Consider the following 14,969-nt stretch of genomic DNA (forward strand, 5'->3'; position numbering starts at 1 on the left):
AGGCAGCGGCGGGAGTGTTCGACAGTGGGCAACGACTCGATCGTCGCGGAGCTGGCGGGGTGCCTGCCCGGCGGCGAGATCGTGAGCGATCCCGGCCGGCTGGCGGCCTACCGGCACGACGAGACGCACGCCGCGGCGGGGGAGCCGCTGTGCGCGGTGGTGGCGCGCGGCGTCGCCGACATCGTGGCGACGATGCGCTTCGCCACCCGGCGGCGCGTCCCCGTCGTCCCGCGCGGCGCGGGCACCGGCCTCGCGGGCGGCGCCACCGCCACCGCCGGGTGCGTCGTGCTGGTGCTCGACGCGATGACCGCCATCAGGGAGTTGTCGGCCGACGACATGCTGGCCGTGGTGGAACCGGGGGTGATCACCGCAGATCTCGCCCGGGCCGCGGCGGAGCTCGGCCTGATGTATCCCGTCGACCCCGGCAGCGCCGAGCGCTCCACCCTCGGGGGGAACCTCGCCACCAACGCCGGGGGTTTCCGCTGCTACAAGTACGGCGTCACCCGCGACTCGGTGCTCGGCCTCGACGTCGTGCTCGCCGACGGCCGGCTGCTGCGGACCGGCGGCCGGACGTCCAAGGGCGTCACCGGGTACGACCTCACGAGCCTGTTCGTCGGCTCCGAGGGCACGCTCGGCGTCATCGCGGGTGCCACCCTGCGGCTGCGCGCGAGGCCCGCCGGGGCTCCGGCGACGGCCGCGGCCTTCTACCGTGACGCGGCGCGGGCCGCGGGGGCGGCGCTCGCGCTCACCCGCGCCGGCCTGCGGCCGAGCCTGCTGGAACTGGTCGACGACGTGACCCTGCGTGAGCTGGAGGAGTGGAAGGCGCCGGGCCTGCCGCGCGGGGCCGCCCTGCTCCTCGGGCAGTTCGACTCGTCCGGCTCCGGGCGGGCCGCGGCCGCGATGGCCCGGCTGTGCGCGGACACGGGGGCCCTGGCCACCGAGGTCGTCACCGGGGCGGAGGAGTCCGGGCGGCTCATGGACATCCGGCGCCAGTCCCTCGCCGCCGTGTCACGCCTCGGCAGGACGATGGTGGAGGACTTCGCCGTGCCCCGGTCCCGGTTGCCCGAGATGCTCACGCTGATCCGGCGGATCGCGGACCGGCACGGCGTCTTCGTCGCGACCGTCGCGCACGCGGGCGACGGGAACCTGCACCCCACGTTCCTCTACGACCACGCCGCCGCGGACGTCCCCGAGAAGGTCTGGGCCGCGGCCGGCGAGATGTTCCGCGCCGCGCTGGAACTCGGCGGCACGCTCACCGGGGAACACGGGGTCGGGACGCTCAAACGGCGCTGGCTCCGCGACGAACTCGGCGACGAGGGAATCGAGGTCCACCGGGCCGTGAAGGACGCGCTGGACCCGCTCGGGCTCATGAATCCCGGAAAGGTCCTCTGACATGCCGAAAAGGCGCTTCATGTGTGGTTGGGAAAGGTGAGGAATGGACCGGCTCAGTGACTCGGAGCTGACGGTGAAGATCAAGGACGCCATCATTCGCGTGCTGGACCTGGATCTCGATCACGAGCGCCTGACCGACGATATATCGCTCTACTCGTCGGTCGTCCGGATGGACTCCTTGACGTTGTTGCAGCTCCTCGTGACGTTGGAGCGAGAGTTCAACGTCGAGATCGACGACGAGGACGTCATGAACGCGAACCTCGACAACGTGGGCAGCCTGATCGCGATGATCCGCCAGGCGGTGACCGGAGGCGGCGTCGCGTCGGAGAGCGGGCGGACGGCGTGACCGTGGAGCAGAGCGTGAACGCCGCCGGGGACGTGTTCACCATGGACCCGGGCCAGGTGCCCCGGCACTGGTACAACATCCTTCCCGACCTGGACATAGAGGTGCCGGAGCCGGCGCGCGGGCCGTCCTCGGCGCCGCTCTCCGGCGAGGGCCACCCGATCCAGCCGCAACTGCCGCTGTCGATGTTCCGGCAGGCCAGGAGCCGCTCCCGTTTCGTGGAGATCCCCGAGCCCGTCCGGGCGCAGTACCAGCGCTGGCGGCCCACCCCCCTGTACCGGGCCACCCGGCTGGAAAGGGAGCTCGGCACGCCGGCGCACATCTACTTCAAGTACGAGGGCACGAGCCCGTCGGGCAGCCACAAGCTCAACACCGCGCTGCCGCAGGCCTACTACTACCAGCGGTCCGGGATCAGGGAGATCGTGACCGGCACCGGGGCGGGACAGTGGGGGAGCGCCCTCGCCATGGCCTGCCGGCCGTACGGCATCGGCTGCACCGTCTTCATGGTGCGGTGCAGCTACGAGCAGAAGCCCTACCGGGGTGTGCTGATGCGGTTGAACGGTGCCCGGGTGCTGCTGAGCCCGAGCGAGGAGACCGAGGTGGGCCGCGCGGCCCTGCGGGCCGATCCCGACACACCCGGCAGTCTCGGGATCGCCAACGCCGAGGCCATCGAGTACGCCAACAGCCGCCCCGGTGCGCGGTTCTCGATCGGCAGCGGGGAGAACCACGTCCTGCTGCACCAGACCGTCATCGGTGAGGAGGCGCTGACGCAGATGGCCATGGCGGGGGAGTTCCCCGACGTGGTGATCGGGGCCATGGGGGCGGGGAGCAATTTCGCCGGTCTGACGTTCCCGTTCTACCGGGCGGCGAAGGCGGAGAACGCCGGCACCCGTTTCGTGGCGGTCGAGCCGGAGGCGTGCCCGAAGATGACGCGGGGCCGTTACCTCATGGACCACACGGACTATTCCGGTGTGACGCCCATGGTGAAGATGTACACGCTCGGCCATAAATTCACCGCTTATCACATTCACGCCGGGGGGCTGCGTTACCACGGCGCCGCGCCGATCGTGAGCGCCATGTACGACAAGGGCCTGGTGGAAGCCGTGTCGTACGGGCAGACCCGCGTGTTCGAAGCCGGGGTGGCGTTCGCGAAGGCCGAGGGAATCGTGCCGGCACCGGAATCGGCGCACGCCGTGGCATGCGCCATCGACGAGGCGCTGGAGGCCAGGCGGCGGCAGAGCAGGCGGGTCATCCTGTTCGGCCTGAGCGGGCACGGCCTGCTGGACCTCGGCGCGTACGAGAAGTACCTCTCCGGCGAGATCGTCGACTCGGCGCCCAGCGACGCGGACATCCAGGCGTCCCTGCGGAGCCTCGAGTAGGGACGCGGCCGGCCGGAAGGAGGACTGTGCGCACGGAAGGGGACTCGGCATGCTGACACTGGGGATCTCCGCCTACTACCACGACGCCGCCGCCTGCCTGATCAGGGACGGGCAGATCGTCGGCGCCGTCCAGGAGGAACGGTTCACCCGCCGCAAGTACGACGCGGACCTGCCCGTGAACGCCGTCCGGTACTGCCTGGACCAGGCCGGCGCGACGATCGCCGACGTGGACCGCCTGGCCTTCTACGAGGTTCCGGCCGACAAGCGCGAACGGCAGAAATGGCAGCGGGCGCGCAGGACCGGCGCCGCGCCGGCGCGGCCGTCCGCAGACGACACCGAGATGCGGCTGCGCGACGGTCTCCACTGGACCGGCGAGATCCATTTCGTCCCGCACCACCACGCGCACGCGGCGAGCGCCTACCACGTCTCCGGGTTCGGCGACGCGGCGGTCCTCGTCTGCGACGCGGTGGGGGAATGGGACACCACCTCCTTCTGGAGCGGCAGGGGCCCGGAGCTCACGCGCCTCGGCGACGTGCGCTTCCCGCACTCCCTCGGCCTGTTCTACTCCTGCCTGACGTCGTACCTCGGCTACCGCCCGAACTCCGACGAGTACAAGGTCATGGGCCTGGCGAGCTACGGCACGCCGAAGTACGAACCGGAGCTGCGGCGGCTTCTCGCGGTCGACGAGGCCGCCGGCCGGTTCACCCTGGACACCGGGGTCATGGACTTCCTCAGCGAGCCCGAGGGCTACCTGCGCAACCTCGCCGAGCTGCTGGGCCTGCCCCCGCGCCGGCACGGCGAGCCGGTCCTCGCGCACCACGCGGACGTCGCGGCTTCTGGGCAGGCGGTGCTGGAGTCGGCCGTGACGAGCCTGCTGCACTGGCTCTCGGAACGGCAGGAGTCCGCGAACCTGTGCCTCGCCGGCGGCGTCGCGCTGAACTGCCGCGCCAACGCGGTGGCCTTCGACCGCTCCCGCTTCACGCGCCTGTTCGTCCAGCCCGCGGCGGGAGACGCGGGCACGGCGCTCGGGGCGGCGCTGTGCGCGGAGATGTCCGCCTCGCCGGAGCCGTCGGTGCCCCCGGCCATGCGCCACGCCTATCTCGGCCCCCGGTACGACGGCGACGGCATCACCCGTATGTTGTCCGCTGCCTGCATCAGGTTCGAGGAGTTCGGCGACGAGGCCGGGCTGCTGGAGGCCGTGGCCGCCGCGCTGGCGGCGGGCCGGACCATGGGCTGGTTCCAGGGCCGCATGGAGTTCGGCCCCCGCGCCCTCGGCGCGCGGTCGATCCTGGCCGATCCCCGCACGGCACGCATGCGCGACAGGCTCAACGCCGACATCAAATGGCGCGAGGAGTTCCGGCCGTTCGCCCCTGCGGTGCTCGAGGAGCGGGCACAGGAGTTCTTCTCCATGGACCGCACCTCCCCATTCATGATCGACCTCTTCTCGGTGCGCAGGCCGGACCTCCTCGGCGCGGTCACCCACGTGGACGGCACCGCCCGCGTGCAGACCGTGAACGCGTCGGTGGCGCCGCGGTTCCACGGGCTCATCCGCCGCTTCGGTGAGCTGACCGGCGTGCCCGTGCTGCTCAACACCTCGTTCAACCTCAGTGACGAACCGATCGTCTGCACGCCGGTCGACGCGCTGAGGACCTTCCTGCGCTCGTCGCTGGACCTGCTGTGCCTGGAGAACGTCCTCGTGGACGCCAGGGAGATCGGCGAGGGCCTGCGGGAGGCGGCCCGCGAGGAGCATCGGTTCGTGGCGGGCGCCGGGCTCCAGACGGGCCGGGAAGTCTACAGCTTCTTCTGAGACCGAATCCGTGCCGGCATATCCAGCGGAAGGGGGCGCGATGGGAACGGGTCGACGGGTCATCGACGAGGGGATCGGGCCGTGGGGGCTGTCGCCGGACGGGACGGCCCTGGTCCGGCGGGCGGACCCGCCGCTCGGCGAATGGCCGAGACAGAGCGGGTCGTGGCCGCGGGACGAGCGGATCTCCGTCAGGCCGGAGAAGCCGTTCCGGGTCACGTTGATCGGCGAGTCGGTCGCCAGGGGCTTCCTGCTCGATCCCGTCGTGACGCTGGCCGATCTGTGCAGGACGGCGTTCCGGGCGGCCGACCCGGGTGACCGGCTGGAGCTGGTGGACCTCACCGTCAACAACCTCGCGCCCGGCGGCGCGCTGAAGCTGTGCCGCGCGGCCGTGGAGCTCGGGTCCGCGCTGATCGTGCTCTATGTGGGCAACAACTTCCTGCGGTCGACCCCCTGGCTCGGACCCGATGACCGGGAGACGATCGCGCGGACCTACGCGAGCGGCGGGTTCGAGGGCTATCTCGGCGCGCGGCGCGCGGCGGTGGCCGCCCTGGCCCGGCGGTTCCGCGGCGAGGTGGAGGAGCTGTGCGCCTCGGCCGGCGTGCGGGTGGTCGTCGTGGTCCCGGCCGTCAACCAGCTCGACTGGCTCTCCCCGTGGACCGTGCCGACCTGGCTGCCCGGCGACCGCGTGGCGGAGTGGGTGGCCACCCGCGAACGGCTGGGTGCCCTGTCGGACGAGGACGGGACGGCGCCCGACCCCGGCCTGGAACGCGCGCTGGCCGAGCGGCTCGCCGGCCTCGACGGCGGCACCACGCCCCGCCCCCTGGAGATCATCGGCCGTGGCCTCGTGCGGTCCGGCCAGGAGGAGGAAGGGCTCGAACTGCTCAGCCACGCGATCAGCGTCGGCGCCGACCCGGCGAACTACGACCGCCGGTGCCCGCCGGAGGTCGCGGCCGAGCTCCGGCTGCTGGGCGGTCACCCGGGCTGCCGCCTGGTCGACGTGCCGGCCCTCCTGCGGGCGCGGTACGGCGCGAAGGCGTTCGGCAAGGAGGTGTTCCTCGACTACTGCCACCACACGCTGGAGTCGCTCCAGCTGGTCGCCCACGACATCACCGCCGAGGTGTTCGCCGGCGCCGGGCTGGAGACGGCGCCCGGATGGCGGGCGACGGCGTCGGCGGCCGGCGTGCCGTCGCGCGACCTCGCCGCGGGCTACCTGCTGTCGGCGTTGCACAACCAGCACTGGGGCCAGCCGGCCGAGACCGTCGAGTACTGGCTGGCCCGCGCGGCGCGCACCGACAGCGCGAGCGTGAGGGACCTCACGACCTACTTCGCCATGTCCATGCCGGACGCGCATTTCTGGTTGTCCGGCGACCGGCTCGCGGACCGGTCGGAACGCATGTACTGGTTCCTGAAGAACTTCTCCCACCTGGCCGTTCTGGACGCTCGGTTCGCTCAGCGCGCTTTGCGAGTGCTTGACGAGGCCGGCGAGGCCTTGCTCCGCAAGGAACTGGACGCTCTCTGGCTGGGGCTCCGGGTCGAGGAACAGGGCGAGGTGAATCTGCTGGAACCGTTCTGGCGGGAACGTGACGGGGGGCCTGAGTCGGCCACGGTGTTCCTGGGCGAACGCGCCCCGGTCAGCCGCTACGGCTTCCTGGCCTCCGGCGACCGCCCGCTCGGCCTGGAGATCGTGCTCGCGGCCGGCCCGGCCCTCCCGGACGGCCGTTTCGCCATGAGACTCAACGGCCACCTCTGCCACACGGGCACGGTCACACCGGAGTGGACCACGCACCGGATCACCCTTCCGCCCGCCCTGCTGAGGGCGGGGGCGAACGAGCTGGCCTACGCCTGGCCGGCCGCCGCCAGGGACCCCGACGGCGTCCTGGCGCAGATCTCCCGCCTCGGCACCGGACCGGAAAGCCTCCACTTGGTGCGCGTCGCCAGGATGAGGCTGAGCGGACCGGCGCCGGTGGCCGGGACGGACCACTGATGGCGGCGCGGGCGGGCGGCGGCGCGGCTACCGTAATGCCATGGGTCGACCAACGCGCGTGGCCGCGCTTTTGCTGATCGCGACCATGGGCGCCGGGTGTTCCGGGGCGAGGTCCGACGCGGAACCGGTCCCCTCCAGGGCGGCGACCACCCCGGCGCCGGCCCCGCCGGAGCCCCCGTCGCCCGCCCCGTCCGCCGATCCGGTGGCCGAGCGGCTCCAGGGGATGAGCCTGGGGGAGAAGGTCGGCCAGCTCTTCATGCCGGTGCTGTACGGAGCCGAGGCGGGCGGCGCGCACGGGGAGAACCGCGCCAGGTACGGCGTCGGCAGCCCGGCCGAGGTGGTCGGGAAGTACCACCCGGGCGGGGTCATCCTGTTCCCCTGGTCGGGCAACATCGAGGACGCCGGGCAACTGGTCGGCCTCACCAACGGGCTGCAGAAGGCGGCGAAGACCCCCCTGCTGATCGGCGCCGACCAGGAGAACGGCCTGGTGTCCCGGCTGGGCGACCTGGTCACCGACGTCCCCGGCAGCATGGCGATCGGCGCCACAGGGGACCCCGGCGCCGCCCGCGACGCCGCGAAGGTCACCGGCACGGAGCTGCGCGCCCTCGGCGTCAACCTCGACTTCGCCCCTGTGGCCGACGTCAACGTGAACCCGGCGAACCCCGTGATCGGCGCCAGGTCCTACGGCGAGCACCCGGGGAAGGTCGCCGAGATGGTCGCCGCCGCCGTGGAGGGCTTCCACGACGCGGGCGTCGGCGCCGCCGCCAAACACTTCCCCGGCCACGGCGACACGGGGGTCGACAGCCACACCGGCCTCCCGGTGATCAAGCACTCCCCGTCCCGCTGGCGCGCCCTGGACGCCCCTCCGTTCCGCGCCGCCATAGGCAAGGGCGTGGACGTCGTGATGACGGCCCACGTGGTGATGCCCGGTCTGGACCGCTCCGGCGCCCCCGCCACCCTCTCGAAGAAGATCGTCACCGGCCTCCTGCGCGACGACCTCGGCTACGACGGTGTCGTCTCCACCGACGCCCTGGACATGGCGGGCGTGCGCAAGAAGTACGGCGACGCCGAGGTGGCCGTCCGCGCCGTCCTCGCGGGCGTGGACCTGCTGCTCATGCCCCCCGACCTCCCCAAGGCGTACGCCGCGGTGCTGGCCGCCGTGAAGTCGGGCCGCATCACCGAGGACCGCCTGGACGCCTCCGTCACCCGCCTCCTGACCCTGAAGGCCGAACGCGGCATCCTTTCCGCACCGGAAGCCGACCCGGCGGGCGCCGAGGCCGTCCTGCGGTCGAAGGAGCACCGCGACACGGCCCAGGGCATCGCCGACCGCGCCGTCACCGCCGTCAAGGGCGCCGGGGACCTCCCCCTCAAGGGCGACATCCTGGTCACCGGACCCGCCGCCCGCACCCTGGCGTCCCTGCTGGACGGCGCCGAGGCCGCCCCCACCGCGGCCACCCCCACCGCGTCCGAGATCGCCGCCGCCCGCGCCGCCGCCGCGCGGGCCGACACGATCGTGGTCACCACCGAGGACGCCGGCCCCGCCCAGTCCCGCCTGGTCACCGCCATGGCCGCCACCGGCAAGCACGTCACCGTCGTCTCCCTGTCGGCCCCCTACGAGCTGTCCCGCCTCGACGGCTACGACACCGCCCTCGCCGTCTACTCGGCCGGGAGCGCCTCCCTCAGGGCCGCAGCCAAGGCCCTGGACGGCACCCTCACCCCCTCCGGTGAACTGCCGGTCGATCTGCTTTAGAGGGCCGGGCACGCGCCGAGCACTTCGCGAGGCTTACCCTGATAGGCCCGGGTCCTCCTGGGGGCCGAGCGAAGGAGCGCGATGTGCTGAAAGGTGTGCTCATCGATTGGGGCGGCGTGCTCACCACGAGCCTGCACGAGGCCATCAGCGAGTGGCTCGTGGCCGACGGCATCGACGCCCTCCACTACCGCGAGCTGATGACCGAGCTGATCCGCGAGGCGTACGACGGCGACGGGCGGGGCAACCCCATCCACGCGCTGGAGCGGGGCGAGGTCGAGGTGGCCGAGTTCGAGAGGGACCTCGCCGCCCGCCTGCTCACCATCGAGGGCGGCCCGCCGGTCGCCGAGGGGCTGCTCGCCCGCATGTTCGCCGGGTTCCGCCCGGTGCCCCTGATGTACGAGATGCTGGTCGCCGCCCGCGCGGCGGGCGTCGTGACGTGCCTGCTGTCCAACTCGTGGGGCGACCACTACATCCGGGACGGCTGGGACGACTACTTCGACCGCATCGTCATCTCCGGCGAGGTCGGCATGCGCAAACCCGAGCCCGCGATCTTCCACCACGCCCTCGGCCTCGTGGGCCTGCCCGCCGAGCGGTGCGTCTTCGTGGACGACATCGTGGCCAACGTCGACGCGGCCCGCGCGCTGGGTCTCGTCGGCGTCCACCACCGCGAGGCCGAGGCGACCATCGCCGAGATGGAGGAGCTGCTCGGCCATCCGCTGCGGCCTTCCGGCCCGTCAGGTACGGCGGGCGGCGCCGCTGCTGGCACACTCGTGTAGTCCATCGGCGCCCCGGCGCCGCACCCATCGTGATCGAGGAACGCATGCGCGTCTATCTGCCATGCACGCTGCCCGCGCTGGCCCGGGTGGCCGCCGACGGGGAGCTCGGCCCGGCCCCGCTGACCGGCTACGCGGTGACCCCCGCGCTGGTCGAGTGGTACGTCTCGGGCGACACCGAGGAGCTGGAGTACGTGGCCCTGACCGACGCCGCCCGGGCGTCCCTGCGCCTGCTGGCGGACGACCGCGCCGACGGGCGGCCCGCCCCGGCCCGCCGGGTCGTCGTCGCGGCCGAGGTGCCGGACGACGCGGTGCGCACGAGCCCCGAGCTGGAGGACCGCGCCCGGGTCACCCTCGCCGTCCCCGTGCCGCTGAGTGTGATCGCCGCGGTCCACGTGGACGACCTGCAGGCCATGCCGGACATCGAGCAGGCCATCGCCGCCGTGTTCGCCGCGGACACCGGTGACGAGGACGCCCGGTTCGCCGTGGACGGCGCCGAGGCCCACGAGCTGATGTGGTACGCGACACAGGAGATCGGCGACCTGCTCGTCTGACGTCCGGCGCGAAATACGGTTGTGGACGGCGGGCGGGCAGGCTTTACCCTGGACGGCGATATGAAGCACATCATCTGGGACTGGAACGGCACCCTCTTCCACGACATCGACGCCGTGGTCGGCGCCACCAACGAGGTCTTCAGGCCGTACGGCGTGGGGGCTTTCGACGCGGACGGCTTCCGTGCCGCCTACACCCGCCCCATCTGGGTCGCCTACGAGCGCATCCTCGGCCGTGCGCTGGAGGAGGGGGAGTGGGAGCGCCTCGACCAGGCCTTCCACGACCACTACCACCGGCTGATGATCTCGTGCGTGCTGGCGGAGGACGCCCTCCACTGCCTGTCCACGTGGGCGGAGCGCGGGCGCACCCAGTCGCTGCTGTCCATGTGGGCCCACGACCGGCTGGTGCTCAAGGCCGCCGAGCTCGGCATCGACCGGTACTTCTCCCGCATCGACGGCCTGAGCAACGGCGCCCCCGGCGGCGGCAAGGCCGAGCACATGGTGGCGCACATCGAGTCGCTGGCGGTGAACCCCTCCGACGTGCTGGTGATCGGCGACAGCCTCGACGACGCGCACGCGGCCGAGCACGTCGGCGCCACGGCCGTCCTGTACACCGGCGGCATGACCAGCCGCGCCGACCTGCGAGCCTCGGGCCTGCCGGTGGTCGACACGCTGGCCGAGGCCTTCGACCACGCCCGCTGACCCCGCGCCTGCCCAGGGGCGGCGTGACATTCTCGGCATGGCCGCCGCCGGTGGGCCGCGGGCGTCGTACTCTGGGCCCAGCCGTTTCGCGTCCCCGGAGGCCCCCCATTAACCGTCTCGTGCTGTGGAACGTCGACCTCACCCTGGTCGACGTGGCGATCGTCACCCGCGACGCCTACGCCGACGCCTTCCGGCAGGTCACCGGCCGTCCTCTGGTGAAGCTCGCGCCCGCCATGGGCCGCCCCGACTCGGAGATCATCTTCGAGACGCTCGCCGTCAACGGCATCGTGACCGGCGACGACCACCTGCCGCGGTTCATCGAGGCCCTCGCCGCCGCGCTCGCCGCCCGCCGCAAGCGGCTCGACAAGGACGGCCACGCCATGCCCGGCGCCAAGGACGCCCTGAAGGCCGTGGCCCGCCTGGACGGCGTGGTGCAGTCGGTGCTGACCGGCACCATCAAGAGCAACGCCGTGCTCAAGCTCAAGGCCTTCGGGCTGGACCGCTACGTCGACTTCGAGGTGGGAGGCTACGGCGAGGAGGTCTACCCCAAGGCCACCCTGCTGCAGGTCGCGCAGAGCCGCGTCAAGCAGCGCCACGGCTTCCGCTGCGACGGCACCAACACCGTCCTCATCGGCGACTCGGCCCGCGACGTCCAGGCGGCCCGCATCGCCGACGCCGCCATGATCGCCGTCGCCTCCGGCCGCTCGACACCCGCCGAGCTGCACGAGGCGGGCGCCGACATCGTCCTCGCGGACCTCACCAACGCCTCCGAGGTGGTGGCCGCCGTCGCCCGCCTCACCAGCCCGCTGGACCGCAAGGCCGTCTAGGTCCCGCGTCCACGGCGTTTCTGCCGGTGTCATTTCCTGTTGCGCGGATGCCTGGTCGCGTTGGCTGGTCGCGCGGGGGAAGGACACCCGGCGCACCGCGCGGGTCGCCGCTTCTCCTGTGCCCTTTTCCCCATGCAGTGAGGAGAGCGACGTGCGTCCGATCAGGAGGTGCCAGACGGCCATCACCGGTGGTCGCCGGCTCGAACGTGAGACCCTGACATCGAGGATCCGGTCCGCCGTACGGCGACCGCGCCGCGCCGCCGCGCGCGCCGTCATGGCGGCGGTCATGGCCGCCGGCGCGCTCGCCGGCGTCGCCACCGTGTCCACCCCCGCCCTGGCGGTCGCGGGCGGCACCTCCGCGGCCCCGCCGCTGGTCTGCACCGGCGACGGCACCAGCGGCAACCGCGTCCAGATCGTCTACGCCTACGAAGGCGCCGACAACCTCAGCCTCCGCGAGCCCGCCATCCGGCAGGCGATCTGGGAGGCCCAGACCAACATCAACGACAGCGCCCGGCGTGACGGCGGGCGGCGGTTGCTCAACGTCGTGCACGACGGGAGCTGCCACGCCCTCATCACGACGGTCCAGGTGCCGGCCGGTCAGACGGACGCGGGGAACTGGATCCTCGACGAGGACCTCACCGCCGGTGACCGCATCTACCTGATGATCGCCGAACAGACCGGCGAGTGCGGCGCCGCCTGGAACGACAACGTCGAGAACGACAGCACACCCGGCACGGGCAACCTGCACAACAGCAGGACCGGCTACGTCCTCGTCGGCCTCGGCTGCCTGAACGGCCACGTGGTGACCCACGAGCTGGCGCACGCGCTGGGCGGGTTGTTACCCGGCGCGCCGAACAGCGACGGCGGCGGCCACTGCACCGACGGTCACGAGACGCTCTGCCAGCCCGCGACCGGGGCGGTGTGCCCGGACCCCATCTCCATCCGTTACCTCGACTGCGACGGCGACGACTACTTCTCGCTGAACCCGAGCGGCAGCTACCTGCCGACCCACTTCAACGCGGCGCTGGACAGCCTCTACCTGACGCCAGGCTCGCCGGTCACCCCCCTCACCGTCCCCTTCCCGCTGCCTCCCCAGTACCTCAGGGCGGTGGACATCCAGGGCACGTCGATCGCCTTCAGCTTCCGCCCGCCGGGCGACACCGCCGGCGTCACCGCGTACGAGATCCTGCGCAACGGGGTGCTGGTGGCCACCGTCCCGGCGAGCGAGAGGCGCACCACGGCACGGGTGGACGGGCTGCCGGCCGGCACCACGGCGTTCTACAACGTCCGGTCACGGGTCACCGTCGGCGGCACGAGCCGCTACTCGATCGCGTCGCAAGGGCTCAGCGCCACCACGGTCACCGGTTCCACCGAGGCGGGTGACGTCGCCCCGGGTGCCGTCATGGTCCTCACCAACGAGAACGTCCAGCCCGACGGGGAGTTCCAGGGCGCCTACCAGGCGATGGACAGCGGCAACGCCACGGACGAGGACGCCGGCACCCTGCAGCATCCCCGCCACGAGGCCACCAACCAGCAGTGGAAACTGACCGCCGCCACCGGCGGCACCTACACCGTGCGCAGCGAGTACGGCGGCAAGTGCCTCGCGGTCCTCGGCGGCTCCACCTCGGCGGGCGCCGCGATCGTGCAGAGCACCTGCACCGGCGCGGCGAACCAGCGGTGGGCGTTCGTGCCGGTCATCGGCTTGACGTACCAGCTCAGGAACGCCGGCTCGAACCTGTGCGCGCAGACCGAGAACCTGAGCACCGCCATGCTGGCGCCCCTGGTGCAGGGCACCTGCTCCAGCAGCGAGCCGAGCCAGCGGTGGAGCGTGCACCGGATGGGCTGACGACGAGACGCGACGGCGGCCCGGCCCGGCCGGGCCGCCGTCCCGCGCGGGAGCTCAGCCCGCCTCGTAGAGGGCCGCGGTCAGCGTGCCGGAGCGCGGGATCTTCGGCACCAGGCCGACCCGGACGGTGACCATGCCGTGGGCGTCCGGAGTGATCTCGCGGAGAACGGTGTACGACATGCCGTGCGAGGGGGTGCGCGGGCAGGCGAGCGCGTTCTTGAGCAGGCGGCCGTTCACCCGGACCTCGATCCCGGCACGACCGGCGATGTCGCCCGCGCAGTACGCGAGGAGGATCAGCGGCCGTCCCCGGTGCGGGACGGTCAGCGTGACCCTGCCGCCGGTGTGCCAGGAGGCCGTCCGCTGTCCCACCAGTGTGAATTCCGGCGACGAGTTCGTGATCGTCGTCGGTGGCGTCTCCCGCGCCGGTGTGGCGGGCGGCGTCCACTCGTAGACGCCGAACCGCCAGACGGACGGGGTCTGCGGGCCAGGGTCGTCGTCACGGTCCGTCATCTCGACGGTGAACGTCGCGGTGCGCGTCCCCGGCGGCAGGGGCGACACGTCGTAAGGAGCCTTGTACCGGCAACCGGACCACGGGGCGGGCTCCAGCCTGAACCTCCCGGGCTCGCCCGGCACCGTCACGCTGATCCTCAGCGCGCCGGGCGACGACGCCGGGCAGTTCACCAGGAGGGCCAGCGGCCGGTCGCGCACACGGACGTCGAACGTCACCTTGTCCTGGTGCCTGGAGTCCATCACCGCCGTGGCGACCCGCTCGTAGAGCTTGCCGTCCGGCGTCTGGAGCCGCGGCGGGAGCTCATCGACCACGGACGCGGCGACCTGCGGGCGGTGGCCGGGGCTCGGCAGGGCCGACCGGGTCGCCGTGACGACCGCCACCGCCGTCAGGGCCACGGCGCACGCGACGACGACGCTGAGGTGGCGGCGGCCACGGGGCCCGTGTGCGCGGAACCGCAGCGACTCCCACGGGATGGGTCGGTCGAACGCGGGGCGGCTGCGCTCGTCGAGCAGGTCGCGAAGTTCATGTCGGTTGACGGGCATGGCCTACCCCCTTCTCGTGAACGTCGAGGTGAACGAGTCGTCGACGCGTAGCTTGGCCAGCGCCTTGCTGGTCTGGCTCTTCACCGTCCCGACGCTGCACCCGAGGGTCTCGGCGGCTTGAGCCTCGGTCATGTCCTCGAAGAACCGCAGCACCACCACGGCCCGCTGCCGGGCCGGTAACCGGCCGAGCGCCTGCCAGACCAGCTCCCGCTCGTCGGCCCGCTCGATGTGGTCCTCGCGCTGCGTCAGGTCGGGCGGTGAGCCGCTGACGACCTCGGCGTGTCGCCACCGCCGGCGCCACCAGGAGACGTGGACGTGCACGATGATCTTTCGGACGTACGCCTCACGCTCGGGTCCGATCCGCCCCCACGCCACCCACGCCTTCATCAGCGCCGTCTGCACCAGGTCCTCCGCCGCCGCCCAGTCCCTGGTGAGCAGATAGGCGGTGCGGAGCAGCCGATGCCACGCCGCCGCGACGAACGCGTCGTACTCCGTGCGATCCGCCATCCACGCCCTCCTCCGCCGATCGTCACCCCTTTCACGCCTCCACGCCCCCGGAAGG

Annotated in this window: 13 protein-coding genes; 11 read left to right on the plus strand and 2 right to left on the minus strand. The window is 72.4% G+C overall.

Going from position 1 to position 14,969, the window contains the following annotated elements:
* The first annotated feature begins 24 nt into the window (after nt 1-24).
* From ABGB17_RS28345 to ABGB17_RS28395, 11 genes are all read left to right on the plus strand, one after another.
* A complete protein-coding gene (locus tag ABGB17_RS28345) occupies nt 25-1,392 on the plus strand; it encodes an FAD-linked oxidase C-terminal domain-containing protein (RefSeq protein WP_347634914.1) in 1,368 nt (455 codons plus the stop codon).
* Nucleotides 1,393-1,435: 43 nt separating this feature from the next.
* Entirely contained in the window at nt 1,436-1,738 is a 303-nt protein-coding gene (locus tag ABGB17_RS28350; protein ID WP_347634916.1) for a phosphopantetheine-binding protein, read from the plus strand.
* Nucleotides 1,735-3,114, plus strand: coding sequence for a TrpB-like pyridoxal phosphate-dependent enzyme (locus tag ABGB17_RS28355; RefSeq protein WP_347634918.1), 1,380 nt, complete (start codon nt 1,735-1,737; stop codon nt 3,112-3,114). The genes ABGB17_RS28350 and ABGB17_RS28355 overlap by 4 nt, the downstream gene beginning before the upstream one ends.
* A 49-nt stretch (nt 3,115-3,163) precedes the next feature.
* Complete coding sequence (locus ABGB17_RS28360; RefSeq protein ID WP_347634920.1) at nt 3,164-4,921, plus strand: carbamoyltransferase N-terminal domain-containing protein; 1,758 nt, start codon at nt 3,164-3,166, stop codon at nt 4,919-4,921.
* 40 nt (nt 4,922-4,961) lie between these two features.
* Nucleotides 4,962-6,905, plus strand: coding sequence for a hypothetical protein (locus tag ABGB17_RS28365; RefSeq protein ID WP_347634922.1), 1,944 nt, complete (start codon nt 4,962-4,964; stop codon nt 6,903-6,905).
* Nucleotides 6,906-6,945: 40 nt separating this feature from the next.
* A complete protein-coding gene (locus ABGB17_RS28370) occupies nt 6,946-8,655 on the plus strand; it encodes a glycoside hydrolase family 3 N-terminal domain-containing protein (protein ID WP_347634924.1) in 1,710 nt (569 codons plus the stop codon).
* A gap of 83 nt (nt 8,656-8,738) precedes the next feature.
* Nucleotides 8,739-9,431 (plus strand): HAD family phosphatase, encoded by a 693-nt coding sequence (locus tag ABGB17_RS28375; RefSeq protein ID WP_347634926.1) that lies wholly within the window; start codon nt 8,739-8,741, stop codon nt 9,429-9,431.
* Between the two features lie 44 nt (nt 9,432-9,475).
* Nucleotides 9,476-9,982: a hypothetical protein gene (locus ABGB17_RS28380; protein WP_347634928.1), complete on the plus strand. Its 507-nt coding sequence runs from the start codon at nt 9,476-9,478 to the stop codon at nt 9,980-9,982.
* 60 nt (nt 9,983-10,042) lie between these two features.
* Nucleotides 10,043-10,681 (plus strand): HAD family hydrolase, encoded by a 639-nt coding sequence (locus ABGB17_RS28385; RefSeq protein ID WP_347634930.1) that lies wholly within the window; start codon nt 10,043-10,045, stop codon nt 10,679-10,681.
* Nucleotides 10,682-10,800: 119 nt separating this feature from the next.
* Entirely contained in the window at nt 10,801-11,508 is a 708-nt protein-coding gene (locus tag ABGB17_RS28390) for a haloacid dehalogenase-like hydrolase (RefSeq protein ID WP_347634932.1), read from the plus strand.
* 151 nt (nt 11,509-11,659) lie between these two features.
* Complete coding sequence (locus ABGB17_RS28395; RefSeq protein WP_347634934.1) at nt 11,660-13,354, plus strand: RICIN domain-containing protein; 1,695 nt, start codon at nt 11,660-11,662, stop codon at nt 13,352-13,354.
* A gap of 54 nt (nt 13,355-13,408) precedes the next feature.
* Here the strand turns inward: ABGB17_RS28395 and ABGB17_RS28400 are convergent, their stop codons facing one another.
* Nucleotides 13,409-14,407, minus strand: coding sequence for a hypothetical protein (locus ABGB17_RS28400; RefSeq protein ID WP_347634936.1), 999 nt, complete (start codon nt 14,405-14,407; stop codon nt 13,409-13,411).
* Between the two features lie 3 nt (nt 14,408-14,410).
* A complete protein-coding gene (locus ABGB17_RS28405) occupies nt 14,411-14,914 on the minus strand; it encodes a SigE family RNA polymerase sigma factor (RefSeq protein WP_347634938.1) in 504 nt (167 codons plus the stop codon).
* Between the last annotated feature and the right edge of the window lie 55 nt (nt 14,915-14,969).

The sequence above is a fragment of the Sphaerisporangium sp. B11E5 genome (assembly GCF_039871875.1).
Classification (GTDB): Bacteria; Actinomycetota; Actinomycetes; order Streptosporangiales; family Streptosporangiaceae; genus Sphaerisporangium.